At 70.2% G+C, this 19,403-nt stretch carries 18 protein-coding genes, 2 tRNA genes and 1 pseudogene; 7 read left to right on the top strand and 14 right to left on the bottom strand.

Going from position 1 to position 19,403, the window contains the following annotated elements; translation table 11 throughout:
- The first annotated feature begins 40 nt into the window (after window positions 1–40).
- Complete coding sequence (pknB, locus tag QFZ71_RS14810) at window positions 41–2,032, top strand: Stk1 family PASTA domain-containing Ser/Thr kinase (protein WP_307668689.1); 1,992 nt, start codon at window positions 41–43, stop codon at window positions 2,030–2,032.
- 122 nt (window positions 2,033–2,154) lie between these two features.
- Here the strand turns inward: pknB and QFZ71_RS14805 are convergent, their stop codons facing one another.
- From QFZ71_RS14805 to QFZ71_RS14785, 5 genes are all read right to left on the bottom strand, one after another.
- A complete protein-coding gene (locus tag QFZ71_RS14805; RefSeq protein WP_307668688.1) occupies window positions 2,155–2,886 on the bottom strand; it encodes a class E sortase in 732 nt (243 codons plus the stop codon).
- Window positions 2,887–2,911: 25 nt separating this feature from the next.
- Window positions 2,912–4,258: a class E sortase gene (locus tag QFZ71_RS14800; RefSeq protein ID WP_307668687.1), complete on the bottom strand. Its 1,347-nt coding sequence runs from the start codon at window positions 4,256–4,258 to the stop codon at window positions 2,912–2,914.
- Window positions 4,255–4,893 carry an aminodeoxychorismate/anthranilate synthase component II gene (locus tag QFZ71_RS14795; protein WP_307668686.1) on the bottom strand — a complete coding sequence of 213 codons (639 nt, stop codon included), beginning with the start codon at window positions 4,891–4,893 and terminating at the stop codon, window positions 4,255–4,257. The genes QFZ71_RS14800 and QFZ71_RS14795 overlap by 4 nt, the downstream gene beginning before the upstream one ends.
- Window positions 4,890–5,078: a hypothetical protein gene (locus tag QFZ71_RS14790; RefSeq protein WP_307668685.1), complete on the bottom strand. Its 189-nt coding sequence runs from the start codon at window positions 5,076–5,078 to the stop codon at window positions 4,890–4,892. The genes QFZ71_RS14795 and QFZ71_RS14790 overlap by 4 nt, the downstream gene beginning before the upstream one ends.
- A 113-nt stretch (window positions 5,079–5,191) precedes the next feature.
- Entirely contained in the window at window positions 5,192–5,959 is a 768-nt protein-coding gene (locus QFZ71_RS14785; protein ID WP_307668684.1) for a DUF881 domain-containing protein, read from the bottom strand.
- Between the two features lie 140 nt (window positions 5,960–6,099).
- Here QFZ71_RS14785 and crgA point away from each other — a divergent pair, with 140 nt between their 5' ends.
- On the top strand, window positions 6,100–6,354 hold the full coding sequence (gene crgA / locus QFZ71_RS14780; RefSeq protein WP_032776522.1) for a cell division protein CrgA: 255 nt from the start codon (window positions 6,100–6,102) through the stop codon (window positions 6,352–6,354).
- Window positions 6,355–6,729: 375 nt separating this feature from the next.
- On the opposite strand, the pseudogene QFZ71_RS14775 reads toward crgA, so the two are convergent.
- A pseudogene (locus QFZ71_RS14775) lies at window positions 6,730–7,630 on the bottom strand (rhomboid family intramembrane serine protease).
- Window positions 7,631–7,810: 180 nt separating this feature from the next.
- Window positions 7,811–8,338: a peptidylprolyl isomerase gene (locus QFZ71_RS14770; RefSeq protein ID WP_307668683.1), complete on the bottom strand. Its 528-nt coding sequence runs from the start codon at window positions 8,336–8,338 to the stop codon at window positions 7,811–7,813.
- 317 nt (window positions 8,339–8,655) lie between these two features.
- On the opposite strand from QFZ71_RS14770, the gene QFZ71_RS14765 reads away from it, so the two are divergent.
- Entirely contained in the window at window positions 8,656–9,375 is a 720-nt protein-coding gene (locus QFZ71_RS14765) for a DUF5324 family protein (protein ID WP_307671459.1), read from the top strand.
- A 190-nt stretch (window positions 9,376–9,565) separates the two neighbouring features.
- On the opposite strand, the gene QFZ71_RS14760 is transcribed toward QFZ71_RS14765, so the two are convergent.
- Entirely contained in the window at window positions 9,566–10,150 is a 585-nt protein-coding gene (locus tag QFZ71_RS14760) for a TerD family protein (RefSeq protein WP_307668682.1), read from the bottom strand.
- 240 nt (window positions 10,151–10,390) lie between these two features.
- Window positions 10,391–10,463, bottom strand: a tRNA-Ala gene (locus QFZ71_RS14755).
- Between the two features lie 178 nt (window positions 10,464–10,641).
- Here QFZ71_RS14755 and QFZ71_RS14750 point away from each other — a divergent pair.
- Complete coding sequence (locus QFZ71_RS14750) at window positions 10,642–11,190, top strand: DNA-binding protein (RefSeq protein WP_307668681.1); 549 nt, start codon at window positions 10,642–10,644, stop codon at window positions 11,188–11,190.
- 223 nt (window positions 11,191–11,413) lie between these two features.
- Window positions 11,414–12,925 (top strand): serine/threonine-protein kinase, encoded by a 1,512-nt coding sequence (locus QFZ71_RS14745; protein WP_307668680.1) that lies wholly within the window; start codon window positions 11,414–11,416, stop codon window positions 12,923–12,925.
- Window positions 12,926–12,976: 51 nt separating this feature from the next.
- Here the strand turns inward: QFZ71_RS14745 and QFZ71_RS14740 are convergent, their stop codons facing one another.
- Both QFZ71_RS14740 and QFZ71_RS14735 read right to left on the bottom strand, forming a co-directional pair.
- Window positions 12,977–14,320, bottom strand: coding sequence for a hypothetical protein (locus tag QFZ71_RS14740; protein ID WP_307668679.1), 1,344 nt, complete (start codon window positions 14,318–14,320; stop codon window positions 12,977–12,979).
- Between the two features lie 302 nt (window positions 14,321–14,622).
- Window positions 14,623–14,757, bottom strand: a complete 135-nt coding sequence (locus tag QFZ71_RS14735) for a DLW-39 family protein (protein ID WP_003958712.1) — start codon at window positions 14,755–14,757, stop codon at window positions 14,623–14,625.
- Window positions 14,758–15,048: 291 nt separating this feature from the next.
- Here QFZ71_RS14735 and QFZ71_RS14730 point away from each other — a divergent pair, with 291 nt between their 5' ends.
- Both QFZ71_RS14730 and QFZ71_RS14725 read left to right on the top strand, forming a co-directional pair.
- Window positions 15,049–15,435, top strand: a complete 387-nt coding sequence (locus QFZ71_RS14730; RefSeq protein ID WP_307668678.1) for a DUF6344 domain-containing protein — start codon at window positions 15,049–15,051, stop codon at window positions 15,433–15,435.
- Window positions 15,436–15,570: 135 nt separating this feature from the next.
- Complete coding sequence (locus QFZ71_RS14725; RefSeq protein ID WP_307668677.1) at window positions 15,571–15,816, top strand: hypothetical protein; 246 nt, start codon at window positions 15,571–15,573, stop codon at window positions 15,814–15,816.
- A gap of 73 nt (window positions 15,817–15,889) precedes the next feature.
- Here the strand turns inward: QFZ71_RS14725 and QFZ71_RS14720 are convergent.
- The 3 genes from QFZ71_RS14720 to gyrA form a co-directional block, all read right to left on the bottom strand.
- Window positions 15,890–15,966, bottom strand: a tRNA-Ile gene (locus tag QFZ71_RS14720).
- A 78-nt stretch (window positions 15,967–16,044) separates the two neighbouring features.
- Complete coding sequence (locus QFZ71_RS14715) at window positions 16,045–16,665, bottom strand: DUF3566 domain-containing protein (protein ID WP_307668676.1); 621 nt, start codon at window positions 16,663–16,665, stop codon at window positions 16,045–16,047.
- 94 nt (window positions 16,666–16,759) lie between these two features.
- On the bottom strand, window positions 16,760–19,402 hold the full coding sequence (gene gyrA, locus QFZ71_RS14710; protein WP_307668675.1) for a DNA gyrase subunit A: 2,643 nt from the start codon (window positions 19,400–19,402) through the stop codon (window positions 16,760–16,762).
- Window position 19,403 lies beyond the last annotated feature (1 nt).

Raw genomic sequence — 19,403 nt, 5'->3', positions numbered from 1 at the left:
ACGGGTGCGGTCGGGACTGACGGAGAGGGCTGGAACAGTTATGGAAGAGCCGCGTCGCCTCGGCGGCCGGTACGAGCTGGGCTCGGTGCTCGGCCGTGGTGGCATGGCCGAGGTCTACCTCGCGCACGACACCCGGCTCGGCCGCACCGTAGCTGTGAAGACGCTCCGGGCCGATCTGGCCCGCGACCCGTCGTTCCAGGCCCGGTTCCGCCGAGAGGCCCAGTCGGCCGCCTCGCTCAACCACCCCGCGATCGTCGCCGTGTACGACACCGGCGAGGACTACGTCGACGGGGTCTCCATCCCGTACATCGTGATGGAGTACGTCGACGGGTCGACGCTGAGGGAGCTGCTGCACTCCGGTCGCAGGCTGCTTCCCGAGCGCACGCTGGAGATGACGGTCGGCATCCTCCAGGCCCTGGAGTACTCGCACCGCGCCCAGATCGTCCACCGCGACATCAAGCCGGCGAACGTCATGCTGACGCGCACCGGCCAGGTCAAGGTCATGGACTTCGGCATCGCCCGCGCCATGGGCGACTCCGGGATGACGATGACGCAGACCGCCGCGGTCATCGGCACCGCCCAGTACCTCTCCCCGGAGCAGGCCAAGGGCGAGCAGGTGGACGCGCGTTCCGACCTGTACTCCACGGGCTGCCTGCTGTACGAGCTGCTCGCCGTGCGCCCCCCGTTCGTCGGGGACTCGCCGGTCGCGGTGGCCTACCAGCACGTCCGCGAGGAGCCGCAGCCACCGAGCAACTTCGACCCCGAGATCACGCCCGAGATGGACGCGATCGTGCTGAAGGCGCTCACCAAGGACCCGGACTACCGCTACCAGTCCGCCGACGAGATGCGCGCCGACATCGAGGCGTGCCTCGACGGCCAGCCGGTCGCGGCCACCGCGGCGATGGGCGCCGCGGGGTACGGGGGCTACGACGGCTACAACACCGACCAGCCGACCGCCGCCCTGCGCCCGACCGACCCGAACCACGCGCAGACCTCGATGCTGCCCCCGGTCAACCCGGACGACGGCGGCTACGGCTACGACGACCGCGGAGCCCGCCGGCGCCAGCAGAAGAAGAGCAACACCTCGACGATCCTCCTGGTCGTCGCGGGCATCCTGGTCCTCATCGGCGCGATCCTGATCGGCCGGGTGGTCTTCGCCGACACCGAGGGCGACAACCAGGTCAAGGCCCCGAACCTGGTGGGTTCCACGCTCCAGGAGGCGGAGACGCTCGCGGCGAGAACCGGCGTCACCGTGAAGAAGGGCGCCGAGGAGCCGTGCGAGCAGCAGGAGAAGGGCCAGATCTGCTCGCAGGACCCGTCGGCCGACGCCATGATGGACAAGGACGGCACCGTCACGGTCGTCGTCTCCACCGGTGCGCCGACGGTCGAAGTGCCCAATGTCATGGAGAAGTCCGAGGACGGTGCCCGCGAGGAGCTGGAGAAGAAGGGCTTCACGGTCAACGTCACCACGGCGGAGTCCGAGAAGGCCGAGGGGACGGTGATCAAGCAGGACCCCAAGGGCGGCGAACAGGCCGAGGAGGAGTCCGAGGTCACCATCACCGTGGCCGTCCAGGCCACGCTCGACCTGCCCGACATGCGGACCCGCACGTTCGAGGCTGCGCAGCAGCAGCTTCTGGGCATCGGCTTCACCAACGTCTCGCGGACCGATGTGGACTCGGACAAGCCGGCGGGGGAGGTCATCGAGCAGACCCCGACGGGCCCGAGCAAGCAGGGCAAGGACGTGCAGATCGTCCTCAAGGTCTCCAAGGGACCGGCCCAGCCGGAACAGGTCCAGATCCCCGGTGACATCGTCGGCAAGTCGTACCAGGACGCCAAGGGCCAGCTCGAAGGGCTCGGCTTCGTGGTCCAGCTCGCTCCGGGTTCGGTCGACAAGCCGAACGCCAAGGTGATCACCAGCAACCCCGGACCGAACACCCAGGCGGCCAAGGGCAGCACCGTCATGCTCGTGACCATCGAGGGCGGCGGAGGCGACGGAGGCGGTGGCCTCTTCGGAGGCATGGGCGACGACTGAACCACCGCCCGCCCCACCCCGTACGGCGAAGGGCCCTGGTCAACCATCGTGGTGACCGGGGCCCTTCCCGCGTACGTGAGCGCGTACGCGCACTCAGCACAGCTCGGTGCGGGTAGACGCACTCAGCGCAGCTCGGCCGGCTTCGTGCGGTCCTTGTCGACCTTCTCCGTACGCTCCAGCTCGCCCCACACGACGTACCGGTACTTCGAGGTGTAGACCGGGGTGCAGGTCGTCAGCGTGATGTAGCGGCCGGGCTTGTCGACGCCCGACTCCTCCGGGACCGGCTGGATCACGTCGACGTTGAACTTCGAGGTCTCGGGGAGCGTCTTGTAGACCTTGTAGACGTACCAGGTGTCCTTGGTCTCGAAGACGACCGCGTCACCGTTCCTGAGCTTGTGGATGTTGTGGAACTTCGCGCCGTGCCCGTCGCGGTGCGCGGCCAGCGTGAAGTTGCCCTCGTCGTCCCAGGGGAGAGCCGACTTCACCGGGTCCGTGTAGTAGCCGGCGATGCCGTTGTTCAGGGTCTCGGGGTCGGTGCCCTTCTTGACCAGCACTTCACCGTTCTCCATGGCGGGCACGTGCAGGAACCCGATGCCGTTCTTGGTGTCCAGCACGCCCGGCCCGCCCGCCCATCTGCCGCGGACCGTGTCGCCCTGCTTGTCGGCCTCGCGGTCGGCGAGCACGTTGGTCCACCACAGGGAGTACGCGACGAACAGGGCGAGCACCAGCCCTGCGGTGATCAGCAGTTCGCCGAAGACGCCGACGGCCGTCGCGACGGGGTGGCGGCGTGCCGGGGTCGGAGGCGGGGACGCGGACGTGTCGGTCCGCTCGTCGTGCTCGGTCCTCGCTGCCACCGCACCGTCCCTGTCGTGAGGTTGTTCAGCCGACGAGCGCGTCGGGCTTCCCCTCGCTGCGCGGCCGTTCGTCGACCATCTTGCCCCAGACGATCATCCGGTACGTACTCGTGAATTCCGGAGTACAGGTCGTCAGGGTGAGGTACCTGCCGGGCTTCTCGAAGCCCGAACCGACCGGCACCGGCTCGATCACGGAGATGTTCGACGGCGAGGTCTGCGGGAGGATGGCGGCCATCTCGTACGTGTAGTACGCGTCCCGCGTCTCGACCACGATCGGGTCACCGGGGTTGAGCTTGTTGACGTAGCGGAACGGTTCGCCGTGGGTGTTGCGGTGGCCCGCCACGGCGAAGTTGCCCTGCTTGTCGGAGGGCATGGCCGTCTTGAGCTTGCCCTCGCCGTAGTGGCCGATCATCCCCCGGTCGAGGACCTTCTCCTTGTCGATGCCCTCGGCGATGGGGGCGACGACGTCGAGCTTGGGGATGTGCATGATCGCGAAGCCCTCGCCGGGCGCGAACACTCCGGGCCTGCGGTCGCCGGCGGCCCATTCGTCCTGGATCCGGCTGGTCTCCTTGCCGGCGATCTGCTCGGCCCTGATGTTGGTCCACCAGAGCTGGTAGGTGACGAACAGGAGCATCAGGACACCCAGCGAGATGAACGTCTCGCCGACCAGCCGGCTGGCGACGACCGCCGGGCTGTCCTTCGCCGCCCGTGCCGCGCGCCGCGCCTCGATCCGGGACAACGGGGCCGCCGAGGCCGGGACGTCCCGCTCCGGGGCCGGGCCCTGGCGCCGCCGCCCGCGCGCCTTGGCCGCCCGGCGCCGCTCGGCCCGCCCGCCGGTGGCCGATGGCGGGCCGGAGGAAGGGGCGGGCCCGTCCGGGACGGGGGCGAGCACCTCGGTGCGGGGCCCCGCGTCGTCGGCAGGGACCGCGTGGACGGCGTCGAGGACGTCGGTACGGGGCCCGGCGGAGAAATCCGGAGCCGGGGCCCGTCCCTCGACCGGGACCGCCGGGGACCCGGCACCCGCCGGAACCGTGGGGGGCAGCGGTGCCGGAACCTCCGGAGCCATGCGCGCGGAGGGCTCCTGAGGCCCGTACCAGTCCCGCTGGTACCCGGCGGGGTCATACCACTCGTTCGGGGCCCCCCGGGGCTCCTGAGGGCCCGGAGAGGGTACGTATCCGGCCTCGTACGCCGGTTCCGCGGCCGGAATGTTGTCCGCCCGGAACCACGGCGAGGTGTGCCCGCCGGGCAGCGGAGCGTTGCGCGGGTCCGCGAGGCCGTCCACTGCCGCTCCGGACGCGCCGTCGGCCCCGTACGCCTCGTGCGTGGAGGGGTCCTCCGGTCCGGCGCCGTGTCCGGGGCGGCCCCCGGTCACGCGACGGCCTTGCCCACCACCGGCGCGAGTCCGGCCGACCGTGCGACGGCTCCCTGGTCCCCGCACTGCTCCAGCCAGTTGGCGAGCATCAGGTGGCCGTGTTCGGTGAGCACCGACTCGGGGTGGAACTGCACACCCTCCACCGGCCGGTCGCGGTGGCGCAGCCCCATGATGATGCCGTCCGCCGTGCGGGCGGTGACCTCCAGCTCCGGAGGCAGCGCGCCGGGTTCGGCGGCGAGCGAGTGGTAGCGCGTGGCGGTGAACGGGGACGGCAGCCCGGCGAACACGCCCTTGCCCTCGTGGGTCACCGGGGACGTCTTGCCGTGCAGCAGTTCGGGGGCCCGGTCGACCACACCGCCGTACGCGACGGCCATCGACTGCATCCCGAGGCAGACGCCGAAGACCGGAACGCCGGTGTCCGCGCAGTGGCGCACCATCTCGACGCAGACGCCCGCCTGTTCGGGCGTGCCGGGGCCGGGCGACAGCAGGACGCCGTCGAACCCGTCCCGGGCGTGGGCGGTGGTCACCTCGTCGTTGCGCAGCACCTCGCACTCGGCACCGAGTTGGTAGAGGTACTGGACGAGGTTGAAGACGAAGCTGTCGTAGTTGTCCACGACGAGGACGCGTGCGCTCATCGGGCGGCTCCTGCTCCATCGGCGCTCTGGCCGTCGACGGTCACGTCACCGAACGGAAGCAGCGGTTCCGCCCACGGGAACACGTACTGGAACAGCACGTAGACGACCGCCAGGATCAGCACGAGCGAGATGAAGCCCCGCACCCACGCGTTGCCCGGCAGATGCCGCCAGATCCAGCCGTACATGCTGTTTCCTCCATTCGGTGCCCGCCCCAGACTAAAGGGCTGCGGCCCGGACGTGGGTCAGCGGTGGAAATCCCCGGACCGGCCACGGCCCGGCCGGGGAGCCCGGCCCGGTCTCACTCCACAGGCCGCGCGTGGTGCAGGTCCACCGTGCCGGAGTATCCGGGGAGGGTCACCGCCTCGTTCTCGTCGACTTTCCAGCCCAGCCCGTACGCCTTCACGTACAGCAGGTAGTTCTGGATCGCGGAGGAGTCGTCGAGCGCCCGCTTGAGCTTGCCGGGGTCGCCGACCGCGGTGACCTTGTAGGGCGGGGAGTAGACGCGGCCCTGGAGGATCAGCGTGTTGCCCACGCAGCGGACCGCGCTGGTGGAGATCAGCCGCTGGTCCATCACCTGGATCCCGCGCGCCCCGCCCTGCCAGAGCGCGTTCACCACCGCCTGGAGGTCCTGCTGGTGGATGACCAGGTCGTTGGGCTGGGACTCGGGGTAGCCGGGGTTGGCGGTCGCGTCGGGGGGCGCGTCATCGAGGGTCACGCTCACGGAGTCGCCGCTGATCTTCGCGGTCCCCGCGGCCTTCTCCAGGGCCTTCAGCTCGGCGTCCTCGGCCTCGGTGGAGCCGTCGTCGCGCTGGGCGAGGGCGTCGATCTCCGCGCGTACAGCGGCGGTCGCGTCGTTCAGCTCGCCGTTCTTCTCGCTGCGGTTCCGGATCAGGTCGGAGAGCTTGAGCAGGGAGGAGTCACTGCGCAGATCGGTGCCCTTGGCGGCGTTGGCGCTGGTGACGAAAATCAGTCCGGCCAGGGCGAAGACCGCAGCGGTGAGCCCCCGAGCCGCCCACACGGAGGTGCGGTGGCCCGGCCCTTCGGGGGAGTCGGCAGAATTGCTCAACGTACCCTTATCTCATCAGGCGCCAGAGAAGCACTACGCTAACGGACGCTCGGGGGAGGCGGCATTCCCCCTGGCACCCACCCCGGCGCCCGCCACAGATCCCTGCGCGGTCACGCAGCGCATCGACAGGAGAGTCCCTCGTGCCGAAGTCACGTATCCGCAAGAAGGCCGACTTCACGCCGCCCCCGGCGAAGCAGGCAACGGCCATAAAGCTGACCAACCGCAGCTGGGTCGCCCCGGTGATGCTGGCCCTGTTCCTCATCGGACTGGCCTGGATCGTGGTGTTCTACGTGACGGAAGGCGATCTGCCGATCGACGCCCTGGGCAACTGGAACATCGTGGTCGGCTTCGGCTTCATCGCCGGCGGTTTCGCCGTGTCGACGCAGTGGAAGTGACGCGCTTCCCCGATCGGTGACGCCGCCGCGGTCGCTTCCGCAGCGGCCATCCGCTCGCCCTGTACCCGTTCGGCACCCTCCCGCGCAAGCCTTGCCCTGAGTTACCCACAGCGTTATCCACAGCTGGGGGAAAAGGTCAGACGATCTGTGGATAACCTCCACTCACGTTGACGCCGGTATGACCGCAGCCTCCCTCATCGAGGGGGGCTGCACCCCGTTGTTCAGGTGGAAAAACCCAGCTCAGCGACGACAGGAACACCCGTTCCTCTTACCATGCACAAGATTCCGCGCACACTGTGGACAACTTCGGTCGAGCTGGGGGCGGAGAGTCACTTTTCCCGACGATTCCGGTCAGCCCGGCTCCCTCGTGTCCGGTCAGGTCAGCTCCATCGTGCGGACGACGATCATCCCCACGGTCGCGAGCAGGACGAGCGCAGACGCCCACCTGCACCGCTGTGCGCCGCTCGCGCGGGGCGTGGACCAGGCCGACGGCGAGGGCGACGCCCACGACCAGCCCGCCGATGTGCGCCTCCCAGGCGATGCCGTGCCACCGGAAGGTGAAATACAGGTTCACCGCCAGCAGCACGAGCACCGGACGCATGTCGTAGTTCATCCGGCGCATCAGGACGGCGGTCGCGCCGAACAGGCCGTAGACCGCGCCGGAAGCCCCGAGCGAAGGCTGGTTCTGCGCGGCGAGCAGGTAGGTCAACGCGCTGCCGGCGAGGCCGGACAGCAGGTAGAGCGCGAGGTAGCGGGCCCGTCCGAGCGCCGCCTCCACCTGTCCGCCGAGCCACCAGAGCCCCAGCATGTTGAACGCGATGTGCACCACTTCCCGGTGGAGGAACATCGAGGTCACCAGGCGGTACCACTGGCCCTCGGCGACCCCGACGAAGGCCCCCGGCGGGGGTTGCCGGTCCCACGCCAGCCCGACCAGCGTCAGGTCGTTCACCAGCGCCGGCCGGACGGTGACCAGGAGGAAGACGGCCAGATTGATGCCGAGCAGGACCTTGGTGACCAGCCGCGGATCGGCGGCCACCGTCCCGCCCGCCACCGTCCGCGGTCGACCGGCGGCCGGCCGGCGCCCCGTCCCCGCACCCTGGCGTACGCAGTCGGGGCACTGGAAGCCGACCGATGCGCCGACCATGCACGCGGGGCAGATCGGCCGTTCGCAGCGCGTACAGCTGATGCCGGTCTCGCGGTCGGGATGGCGGTAGCAGACCGGCGTCGACGCACCGCTCCCCGAGGCCCCGCGGTCCGTCGGCGGCTGCTGCTCCATCGGTCCTGACCTGCCTCTCGGTACTGGTCGCCCGGACGGCGGGACAGGGCCGCCCCGCCGGTCCGCTCACTCGTCGGTACGGACGGGTGGGGCGGTTGGTTCCCCCGCCGGTCTCCCCCGATGAGGGGCGCCGACGCACTGACGGCGCGCGCACCGGGCGCACCGGGGGCGCGCTCCCGGTCAGCGGGTCTCGATGACCACGGACTCGATGACCACGTCCTGCAGCGGACGGTCGGTGCGCGGATTGGTCGGCATGGCCGCGATGGCGTCGACGACCTTGCGGCCGGCCTCGTCCGCCACCTCACCGAAGATGGTGTGCTTGCCGGTGAGCCAAGCGGTGGGGGACACGGTCAGGAAGAACTGCGATCCGTTCGTCCCCGGTCCCGCGTTCGCCATGGCCAGCAGGTACGGCTTGGTGAAGCCCAGCTCCGGGTGGAACTCGTCGGCGAACTTGTAGCCGGGGCCGCCGGTGCCGTTGCCCAGCGGGTCGCCGCCCTGGATCATGAAGCCGCTGATCACGCGGTGGAACACGGTGCCGTCGTACAGCCGGTCCGTGGTCTTCTCGCCGGTCTCGGGGTTGACCCACTCGCGCTGCCCGGTGGCCAGCTCGACGAAGTTCCTGACCGTCTTGGGGGCGTGGTTCGGCAGCAGCCGGATCTCGATGTCGCCCTGATTGGTCTTCACAGTGGCGTAAAGCTGCTCGGCCACGATCTGCCTTCTTTCGTCCTTCGCCTGCCGTCAAGTCCTTCGCTGACGTCCGCCGATCCTCCCACGGCCGGGGAAACGTACGGCCGGATGGCGAGCGAAACGGCGCGTTCACCACCGAACCATGGCATGGTCGGCGGAACACTCCACATAAACCGTTTCGGCCATATCAGCCATTTCAGCCGCATGAAATGTCGTGGCCGTGAAGGACGATCATGACCCGGATGCCCGTCCCGCATGCCGGGCATGGCCGCAACAGGCATGATTTCGAACTGGGCGGACAGGCGGAGTACCTACCCGCCACCAAGGAGGAGGATCTCGTGACCCGCATCGACAGCGTGCGCGCCGCAACCGACTCGGCGAAGGACAGCGCGCAGCACGCCGCGGAAGTGGTGGCGCCCTACGCCGACACGGCCAAGGAACAGGCGGCCCACCTCGCGCACGAAGCGCGTGCCCTGCTCGCGCCCAAGGTGACGAAGGCGGCCAAGCAGGCCCGTGTCCAGTACGCGTCGCACCTCGCACCCCGCATCGAACAGGCCCGCACGCACGTGCCGCCGCGGGTCGACGAGGCCGCGCACCGCGCCGCGGTCTCCACCCGCAAGGCCGCGCGGAGCGCCGCCGAGTACACCGCGCCCCGTGTCGAGCAGGTCCGTGCGGCGGCCGTGCCGGTCGCCGAGCAGGCATCCGCCCGCGGCGCGGCCGCCCTGGCCGCGCTGCGTACCCAGGTGACGGCCGAGGAAATCCAGAAGCTCGCCAGGAAGCACCAGCGGCGGGCCAAGGCCGGCCGGGCCGCGAAGGGCTTCCTGGTGCTGGGCGTGCTGGCGGGCGGCGCGTACGCCGCCTGGCGCTGGTGGGACAAGCAGGCCAACCCGGACTGGCTGGTCGAACCGCCCGTCGCCACCGAGGTGGGCGACGAGCGCTCGCCGCTCAGCTCGGTCGACGGCAGCGACCGCGCCGACCTCGACCCGGAAGTCAAGGCCAAGCAGGCCGAGGCCGAAGCGGCCGAGGGCGAGGCCCCCGGCCTCGACGACCGCCCCTGACCGGGGCGGACAGCTCAGCCGTCAAGATCGCCGGAAGAACGGGAACGCGGCTGCGGTGACCATCGGATGGTCACCGCAGCCGCGTTCGTCCGTCCCTACCGGCTCGGCGGCAACGGCGGGCAACCGGCCCGGCGCGACCCGCCGACCCGTCGCGCACCGGCCCCGCCCGCCGGCCTACCGGCCCACTGGCCTACCGGCTCACCGCGAAGCGCATGAGGGCGTGCTCGTCGCCCTGCTTGATCTTCCCGGTCTCGTTGATCACCTGGAGCTTCCACCCCGAGCCCTGCCGGACCGCCTTGGCCACCGCGACGCCGTTGTCCTGGGTGAGCATGCTCGGCCAGATGTCGGCCACCTGCTGCGTGCTGCCGCCCGTCGCGTCATACACCTTGAAGCTGATGTTGCGCGCGTTGCTGAACGAGCTGCGCTTCTTGTACGCGGCGGCGATGAAGACGATCGACGTGATGTTCGAAGGAATCCTGGCGAACTCGACGGTCACCGTCTCGTCGTCACCGTCCCCGTGACCGGTCTGGTTGTCCCCGCTGTGCACCAGCGAGCCGTTGCCCAGCGGGTCCAGCGAGTCCAGCCCGGCGAGCCGCACCGGGTCGCCGCCCTGCATCGCGATGGCGATCAGGTCGAGGTCCGTACCGGCCTTCTGCCGGATCTTGCCCATCAGACCGCCGCTGCTCCCGACGGTCGGGTCCCACGAAGCCCCGATGCTCAGGTGCGTCACCCCGTCCAGGTCCGCAGGTCCGTCTTCCTTCGTCAACGTGATCATGCCTGAGTCCTTAGTGGCTCGACTGTTTATGCATGAAGTGTGCCTGGTACCTCCGGCACACGGCCCCAGGAGAGAGCGGAAAGCACCGGCCGGTCGGCGCGGAAGGGACCGGAAGCCTCCGGAACCGGGACGGCGCCCGGTGCCGGGCTCCGCGACCGCACCCTGCCCGCGGCCCCGGAGCCGGACGACGAAAAAGACCCCCCTGACCGCGTTTCCACAGGCCAGAGAGGTCTTTCGCAGTGGAGCCTAGGAGATTCGAACTCCTGACATCTGCCTTGCAAAGGCAGCGCTCTACCAACTGAGCTAAGGCCCCGCGCCACTACGCACGAGAGTAGCCCCCAACACGTCCGTGCCAGGGCCACCGTCGCGAACCAGAGTACCGGGTGACCCCCGTAATCCTGCAAAAGGATAGGGACTCCCGGTGGACGACCACGCTCCGTAAGATGCTCGCCAGGTTCGCAGCAGCGAAGCCGTAGCGATGGGGAGACGCCATGGACACAGCGCAGCAAGAGGCGACAGCAAGAGCCAGAGAGCTTCAACGCAGCTGGTACGGAGAGCCGTTGGGGGCGCTCTTCCGTCGCCTGATAGATGATCTCGGGCTGAACCAGGCCCGGTTGGCGGCTGTGCTCGGGCTTTCCGCTCCGATGCTCTCGCAGCTGATGAGCGGCCAGCGCGCCAAGATCGGCAACCCCGCTGTGGTCCAGCGCGTCCAGGCCCTCCAGGAGTTGGCGAGCCAGGTGGCGGACGGCAGCGTCAGCGCGGGCGAGGCCACCGACCGCATGGAGGAGATCAAGAAGTCGCAGGGTGGATCGGTGCTCACCTCCTCCGGCCAGACCACGTCCTCCGGCGGCGCCCCCACCGTCCGCCGCGTGGTGCGCGAGATCCAGTCGCTGCTGCGGTCGGTCGCGGCGGCCGGCGACATCATCGATGCGGCGGACTCCCTCGCGCCCACCCACCCGGAGCTGGCAGAGTTCCTCAAGGTGTACGGCGCGGGGCGCACCGCGGACGCGGTCGCGCACTACGAAGGGCACCAGAGCTAGGGCGTCCCGTCGGAGCGAGGGCGTTGTGTTCGAGTCGGGCCGGACCCCGTGAATCCGGCATGATCCGAACGCCGGGCCCCAGGGCCCTTCGCAGGAATCGGGCGAACGTCGGAGCCAGGGCATGCGCACCGCGCAGCGCCCTGGTGCCGCCGGGACACGGGAGCCGGACACGGGGCCGCGGCAGAAGCCGGGGCGCCACGGAACGGGGAGCGGGCGCAGCACAATGGGTGAGGTCTTCGCCGGTCGGTACGAGCTGATCGATCCGATCGGACGGGGCGGGGTCGGCGCCGTCTGGCGCGCCTGGGACCACCGCCGCCGCAGGTACGTCGCGGCCAAGGTGCTCCAGCAGAGCGACGCGCACACGCTGCTGCGCTTCGTCCGCGAACAGGCCCTGCGCATCGAGCACCCGCATGTGCTGGCTCCCGCCAGCTGGGCCGCCGACGACGACAAGGTCCTGTTCACCATGGACCTGGTCAGCGGCGGATCGCTCGCCCATCTCATCGGCGACTACGGTCCGTTGCCGCCGCGCTTCGTCTGCATGCTGCTGGACCAGCTGCTCTCCGGCCTCTCCACGGTGCACGCCGAGGACGTGGTGCACCGCGACATCAAGCCGGCCAACATCCTTCTGGAGGCGACCGGAACAGGCCGCCCGCATCTGCGCCTCTCCGACTTCGGCATCTCGATGCGCAAGGGCGAACCCCGGCTGACCGAGACCAACTACGTGGTCGGTACGCCCGGTTACTTCGCCCCCGAGCAGATGATGGGCGCCGAGCCCGACTTCCCGGCAGACCTCTTCGCGGTCGGCCTGGTCGCGCTCTACCTCCTCCAGGGAAAGAAGCCCGACGCCCGGGCGCTGGTGGAGCACTTCGCCGAGCACGGCACGCCCAGCGCCCCCAACGGCATCCCCGAGCCGTTGTGGCAGGTGCTCGCCGGTCTGCTCCAGCCCGATCCGCATGCCCGGTTCCGCACGGCTACGGGCGCGCGGAAGGCGCTGACCGCGGCGGTCGAGATGCTCCCGGAACCCGGCCCGGACGACGAGCAGGTGGAGGTGTTCGACCAGATCGGGCCGCTGCCGGAGGGATTCGGCCCGGACGGTCCTCCCACCGCCCCACAGCGTTCCTCGGACTACGCCGCGGGCGGTCCCCGGCGTGCCCCGGACCCGGCGGCGACCGGAGCGGCGCGGCAGAGCGTTCCCCGGCCGTCCGACCCGCAACCCGTCGCCCCACCGCCCGTATCGATGTCGGAGACGGGCAGCTTCCACCTCGCACCGCCGCCGGAACCCTCGCCTCCGCGGCAACAACAGCCGCACGTCCAGACGGGTTTGCAGCACCAGCCGACCTCTCCGGACCTCCAGCAGCCGCACGACCGGCAGGCTCGGTCCGGGCCGCAGCAGACACCGCCGCCGCCCCCGTACGCGTCGAGCACGCCGTCCCCGTACGCTACGGACGCACCGCCCGACCCGTACGTCGTCGGCGCTCCGGACCTCTCCCGGGCACCGACCACCGGCGTACCGAGCGACGTCGCCGCCACCCGCGCCTACACGGCCCAGCAGCCCCAACAGGCCCACCTGAACCAGCCGTTCTCCCCGGTGCCCAGCCCACCGGTACAGCACGCCGCACCGCACGCGCCCGCAGGGCGCACGCTTCCAGGACCGTCCCCGAAGGTGGCGGCCGGGGTGCTGCTGGTGGCGTTGATCTGCTTCGCGGTCGGCATCTGGGCCCTGACCCAGATCTGACGGGCGGCGGCCGGCAAGCGCGGCCGGGGACCTGTCGCAGGACGCAGGCGGCTACCAGCCCTGCGGCGACCCGTGGCCACCCACTCCCGGCGCACCGGAGGCCGGGGACGGGGTGGCGGCGGCCGCACGACGGCGCGCCAGCAGCACCCACCCGCCGAGCCCGAGCACCAGCACGGCCCCCGTGCCGATCCCGGCCGCGGCGACCACCTTCATCGGACCGCTCTTCGCCGCCTGCTCCGCGTTCTGCCCCTTCCGGGCCACCTCCCGGTCCTGGTCGGTGACGCCGAAGGCCCCGGCATCCCCGTCGTACGGGGATGCCCCGGCCTTGTTCTTCACCTGGACCGACAGCTCGTACGGGATCGGCTCGGCGCCGTAGAACTCCTTCAGCTTCGGGCTGAGGGACACCGCCAGGTAGTACCAGCCGGCGAAGCGCATGGCGCTGACCTGGGTCGAGGAGTCGTACCGGTTGCGGTAGGCCACCGGAGGCAGCGGTCTCAAGGAGGCGGAAGCGGGCCTTCCGGAGTACGAGAGGGTGGCGTCGGACACCAACCCGTGGGCGGGGTTGGCCAGCGACAGCGTCAGCGCGCTGCCCACGAACTCCTCCACGCCGCCGGTGCTGTTGGAGAGTCCGGCGGTGGCGTGGATCTGCTGGCCCCAGCCCACCGGCACCCGGTAGAAGCGGGTCTGTCCCGGCGCGACCGTGTCCTGCCAGCGGCCGTTCTCCAAGCTGGTGGCCTCGAAGTAGCCGGAACCGCCGGCCCGCTTCCGCTGCTTCCCGGTCAGGGGCTGCGGCGAGGCCGACGGCCAGCTCTCGGGTGCCTCCGTCGGCATGGCGGAGGCGTTCTTCAGCCGTGGTTCCTGGAGGAAGCGCAGCTCCAGGTCCCAGGCCCGTGTGTCGGAGGCGTCCTTGGTCTCGCGCTCGACGAGGACGTCGTACTGGCCGCTCTCCTGACAGGAGGCGGAGCCTTCCTCGATCGTCCGGTAGGCGTACGCGGTGATGGGACGTGCGTACTCCCCCGAGCCGAAGGTCGCCCGCTCCGAGCCGCACCGGGTGTCGTCGGTCTCCCGGAGGCTGACCTCGATGCCGTCTCCGTAGGCGACCGGGCCGCTGCCACCGGGTACCGCGACCGCCGAGACATAGGCGTTGGAGACGTCGTCCAGCGTGACCCGGTAGTACAGCTTCTCGCCCGGTCTGATGGTGCTGCGGTACGGAACGCCCTCGTCCAGCTCGGACGCCTCGACGTTCGCCGTCGCCCCCTGCACCTTCTTCGCCTCGGGATCGAACGCGTACACACCGGGGCCCGCCGCGTGCGCCCGGCCCGGCAGCACCGCCACCGCGCACATCGCCGCGAGTGCCGCGGCCGTCACCCGGTCCCTGTTGCGCTGCCTCTTCACGCGCTTCCCCTCGTCGTCCTCACGCGCCCGCACCGTCGGCCCGCCCGGCCCCGGCCGGTCCATCCTGCCCCGCACGCCCCGCCGTTGTCTCCGGCCCCCACCGGATTGCGCCGCTTGTCCGCGTTGCCGACGCCCGCCCCCGAGGACGGCACCCGACCCGGCGATCATTCACGTAAGCAACTCGTTGATTTGCTTACGTGAATCCGCTGGGTCGGTCATCACGGTTCCGCGCCGCCCGGACCCCGGACAGCACGAAGCCCCGGCCGCTCAGCGACCGGGGCCCGTAACAGACTGGTGTCGTCTCACACACCCGAACCTGCGGGCACGGAGTCGGTCGCCTCCGTCCACAGATCCTGCTCGGCGCGATCCGCCTGGATCTGGCGGTACACGAGGAGCCCGCCGATGGCGGCCAGTGCGACCAGGAGAAGCTTCTTCACCGCGCTACCTCGTCTTTCCTTGGTTTTGGGGCCTTCTGCCGCCGACTATACACACCGGCCGATACCGATCGGTGACCTGCCCGCGGCCTCCCGGCGGGCCCTCCACCGCCTCCGGAACGACCCTTCGGCGACCCCTTCCGGCCGCTCGGGAGGGCCGGTCCACTCCGGTTGCACCATACGAGTGGTGTTAATCCGAAGATCGGCGCAGCGCGGGCGTCGGTCCTCGAAATCGCGGCCCGATTCCACATGATCGGAGAAGTCAGCAACCGGACCATCCGAAAGCGAGGGGCCATGAGCACCTTCCAGCCCAAGAACATCTGGACCGCCTTCATCACCGCCTTCTTCGCCCTCCTGGCGTCGCTGGGCCTCGCCACCGCCACGGCCGGCACCGCGAACGCGGCGAACGCCACGAACACGGCCCCGACGCCGGGCGCCACGACCCACGAACACACGGAGGCCACCGTGGCAACTCCGTACGCACCCTCGGTCCGATGGACCCTTCCGCGTGACCGCGCCCTCCCGCCCACGATGAAGCAGCGCATCCGGGCCGAGGCCCACGGCTCCTCCCCGGCCACCCGCCACCTGTCGATCGACCCCGCGGAGACCGCTCGCACCACCGGCCAGTCCGGCTCCCACCCCACAGCCCCGGAAGGCGACTCCCCGGCGCCACCCCCCTGATCCCGGCGCCCGCCGCACTCCGGGGCCCCTGGTCCGGTTCACACCGGCCGGGGGCCTTTCGCATGCCCGGAACCGGCCGCCGGTCCGGGCCCCTTTCCGTACGCCGGGTACGCCCGACCCGCGGAACGGTCTGCGATGATGCCGCACACGCGGGCGGCCGCGTGGGCGACGGGGCGCGATGAGCGGGGGTGCCGCATGGCGGCGTCGGGCTTCTTCTTCGTCGTCCTGCCGTGCCTGGCCATCGTGAGCTTCACCTGCTTCGCGGCCTGCCGGTCCCAACGGCACAGGATCTTCAAGGCCCTTGCGTACGTGTTCCTGTCAGCCGGCCTCGTCTGCGGGCTGACCCCGGTAGGCGTGGTGATTTGGGCGGCCACGCTGTAGCCCCGCCCGCTGCCCCGGCAGAACACCGGAACACGCAGAAGGCCCCCACCGTCTCCGGTGGGGGCCTTCGTGCTGGTGGGGCTAACAGGATTTGAACCTGTGGCCTCATCCTTATCAGGGATGCGCTCTAACCAACTGAGCTATAGCCCCGCCGCGCTGTACTGCTCCGCGCTGACCTCTGAAGATTAGCGCACGTCGGGGCCAGTCCCAAAATCGATACCCGGTGCCCTACTCGTCCTCGGCCAGCGTGAGCTCGACGCCGCCCACGAAGCCCGCCGACAGGTTGTAGATGAAGGCGCCCAGCGTCGCCAGCGCGGTGGCCAGCACCACGTCGATCACGGCGATGACCGAGGTGAAAATGAGCACGCGCGGCAGCGACAGGAACGACTGCAGATCGAAGCCGTTGCTCTCGTTGGAGCCGGTGGCCTCGCTGATCGTGCCGCCGACGGTCTCGAAGACGCCCATCGCGTCCATGACCATCCACAGCACCGCCGCCGCCACCACCGTGCAGATGCCCAGCGCGATCGACAGCAGGAAGCTGACCTTCATCACCGACCACGGGTCGGCCTTGGCCACCCGCAGTCGGGCCTTGCGGGTACGCGGAGTGGTCCGCGCCCCCGTGCGCGGCTTGCGCGTCGCCTGAGCGCCGCCCAGGCCCTGCGCGCCGCCCAGCGTCCCGCCACCCTGACCGGGCCGCTGCTGGCCGCCCTGCGTGCCGCCGCCGGGCGCCTGGTACGCCTGGGGCGGGTGGTACGGCCCCGAAGGCCCCGGTGCGGGCTCACGCTCGCCGGGCAGCGGCCCGGTCGCGTAACCCTCGTACTGGGGCTGAGGCCCTCGTGTGTCCGTCACAGTGCCCCCTTGGGAGTCCGTGGCAGGGCCACGGGCACCGTTCGCTCCTGCTCCGGAAGCGGCCGAACCGGCGCCCGTGGCTCCACTCACGCTCTTACTCCTCGTGCTCCCCGGTCGAAGGCTCCGTGCCCTCGACAGTGCCCTCGCTCACGCCCTCGGCGTGCACCGCGGCCGTCTCGCCCTCGGCGTCATCGGCCCCTTCGACCTCTTCCGCCTCACGACCGGCCTCGGCGTTGCGCGCGATGCCGACGACGGCGTCGCGCTTGCCCAGATTGATCAGTTGGACGCCCATGGTGTCACGGCCCGTCTCCCTGACTTCATTGACTCGCGTACGAATCACACCACCGCCGAGCGTGATGGCGAGAATCTCGTCGGTCTCCTCGACCACCAGCGCGCCGACGAGCGATCCGCGGTCCTCCACGATCTTGGCGGCCTTGATGCCGAGGCCGCCGCGGCCCTGGACGCGGTACTCGTCGACGGCGGTCCGCTTCGCGTACCCGCCGTCGGTGGCGGTGAAGACGAACGTACCGGGCCGGACGACATTCATCGAGAGCAGTTCGTCGCCCTCGCGGAAACTCATCCCCTTCACGCCCGAGGTGGCGCGGCCCATCGGGCGCAGCGCGTCGTCCGTCGCGGTGAACCGGATCGACTGGGCCTTCTTGCTGATGAGCAGCAGGTCGTCCTCGGCCGACACCAGCTCGGCGCCGATCAGCTCGTCGTCGCCGCCGTCCGGCGTCTCGCGCAGGTTGATCGCGATGACACCGCCCGAACGCGGCGAGTCGTAGTCCTTGAGCGCGGTCTTCTTCACCAGACCGCCCTTCGTCGCCAGGATCAGGTACGGCACGGCCTCGTAGTCGCGGATCGCGAGGATCTGGGCGATCTTCTCGTCCGGCTGGAAGGCCAGGAGGTTGGCGACGTGCTGGCCGCGCGCGTCCCGGCCGGCGTCGGGCAGCTCGTACGCCTTGGCCCGGTAGACCCGGCCCTTGTTGGTGAAGAACAGCAGCCAGTGGTGGGTCGTCGAGACGAAGAAGTGGTCGACGATGTCGTCCTCGCGCAGCTTCGTCCCGCGCACACCCTTGCCGCCGCGCTTCTGCGAGCGGTAGTCGTCCGTCTTCGTGCGCTTCACATAGCCGCTGCGGGAGATCGTGACGACGATGTCCTCCTCGGCGATCAGGTCCTCGATGGACATGTCGCCTTCGAAGGGCACGAGCTTGGAGCGCCGGTCGTCGCCGAACTTCTCGACGATCGCGGCCAGCTCCTCGCTGACGATCCCGCGCTGCTTGGCGGGCGAGGCCAGGATCTCGTTGTACTCGTTGATCTTCGCCTGGAGCTCGTCGTGCTCGGCGGTGATCTTCTGGTGCTCCAGCGCGGCCAGCCGGCGCAGCTGCATCTCCAGGATGGCGTTGGCCTGGAGCTCGTCGATCTCCAGCAGGCCCATCAGGCCCTCGCGCGCGATCTCCACCGTGTTCGAGCGGCGGATGAGGGCGATGACCTCGTCGATGGCGTTCAGGGCCTTGAGGAGGCCGCGCAGGATGTGCGCCCGCTCCTCGGCCTTGCGCAGCCGGAACTTCGTCCGCCGGACGATGACCTCGATCTGGTGCGTCACCCAGTGGCGGATGAACGCGTCGATGGAGAGCGTGCGCGGCACCCCGTCGACGAGCGCCAGCATGTTCGCGCCGAAGTTCGTCTGGAGGTCGGTGTGCTTGTACAGGTTGTTCAGGACGACCTTGGCGACCGCGTCCCGCTTCAGGACGACGACCAGGCGCTGCCCCGTCCGCGAGGAGGTCTCGTCGCGCACATCCGCGATGCCGCCGACCTTACCGTCCTTGACCAGGTCGGCGATCTTCTGCGCGAGGTTGTCGGGGTTGGTCTGGTACGGAAGCTCCGTGACGACCAGGCACTGGCGGCCCTGGATCTCCTCGACCGCGACGACCGCGCGCATCGTGATCGAGCCACGGCCGGTGCGGTAGGCCTCCTCGATGCCCTTACGGCCCACGACCAGCGCGCCGGTGGGGAAGTCCGGGCCTTTGATGCGCTCGATCAGCGCGTCCTGCAGCTCCTCGTGCGAGGCCTCCGGGTGCTCCAGGTACCACTGGGCGCCCGCGGCGACCTCGCGCAGGTTGTGCGGCGGGATGTTGGTCGCCATACCGACCGCGATCCCGGCGGAGCCGTTGACCAGCAGGTTCGGGAAGCGCGCCGGCAGAACCGTCGGCTCCTGGTTGCGGCCGTCGTAGTTGTCCTGGAAGTCGACGGTCTCCTCGTCGATGTCCCGGACCATCTCCATGGACAGCGGCATCATCTTGCACTCGGTGTACCGCATGGCGGCGGCCGGGTCGTTGCCCGGGGAACCGAAGTTGCCGTTGGAGTCCACCAGCGGCATCCGCATCGACCACGGCTGCGCCAGGCGCACCAGGGCGTCGTAGATGGAGGAGTCGCCGTGCGGGTGGTACGTGCCCATGACGTCGCCGACGACGCGGGCGCACTTGTAGAAGCCCTTCTCGGGGCGGTACCCGCCGTCGTACATCGCGTACAGCACCCGGCGGTGGACGGGCTTGAGGCCGTCCCGCACGTCGGGCAGCGCGCGCGAGACGATGACGGACATCGCGTAGTCGAGGTAGGAGCGCTGCATCTCCGTCTCGAGCTGGACGGGCTCGACCCGCATCCCCACGCCGGGGACGGTGACCTCCTCCTCGAGCGTCACGGATTCAGGTGTCTCAGGGGTGTTCTCGTCGGCCATT

The organism is Streptomyces sp. V2I9, from assembly GCF_030817475.1.
In the GTDB taxonomy this organism is placed as follows: domain Bacteria; phylum Actinomycetota; class Actinomycetes; order Streptomycetales; family Streptomycetaceae; genus Streptomyces.
The sequence above is the reverse complement of the archived record's forward strand: the minus strand, read 5'-3'. Positions and strand labels throughout refer to the sequence as shown.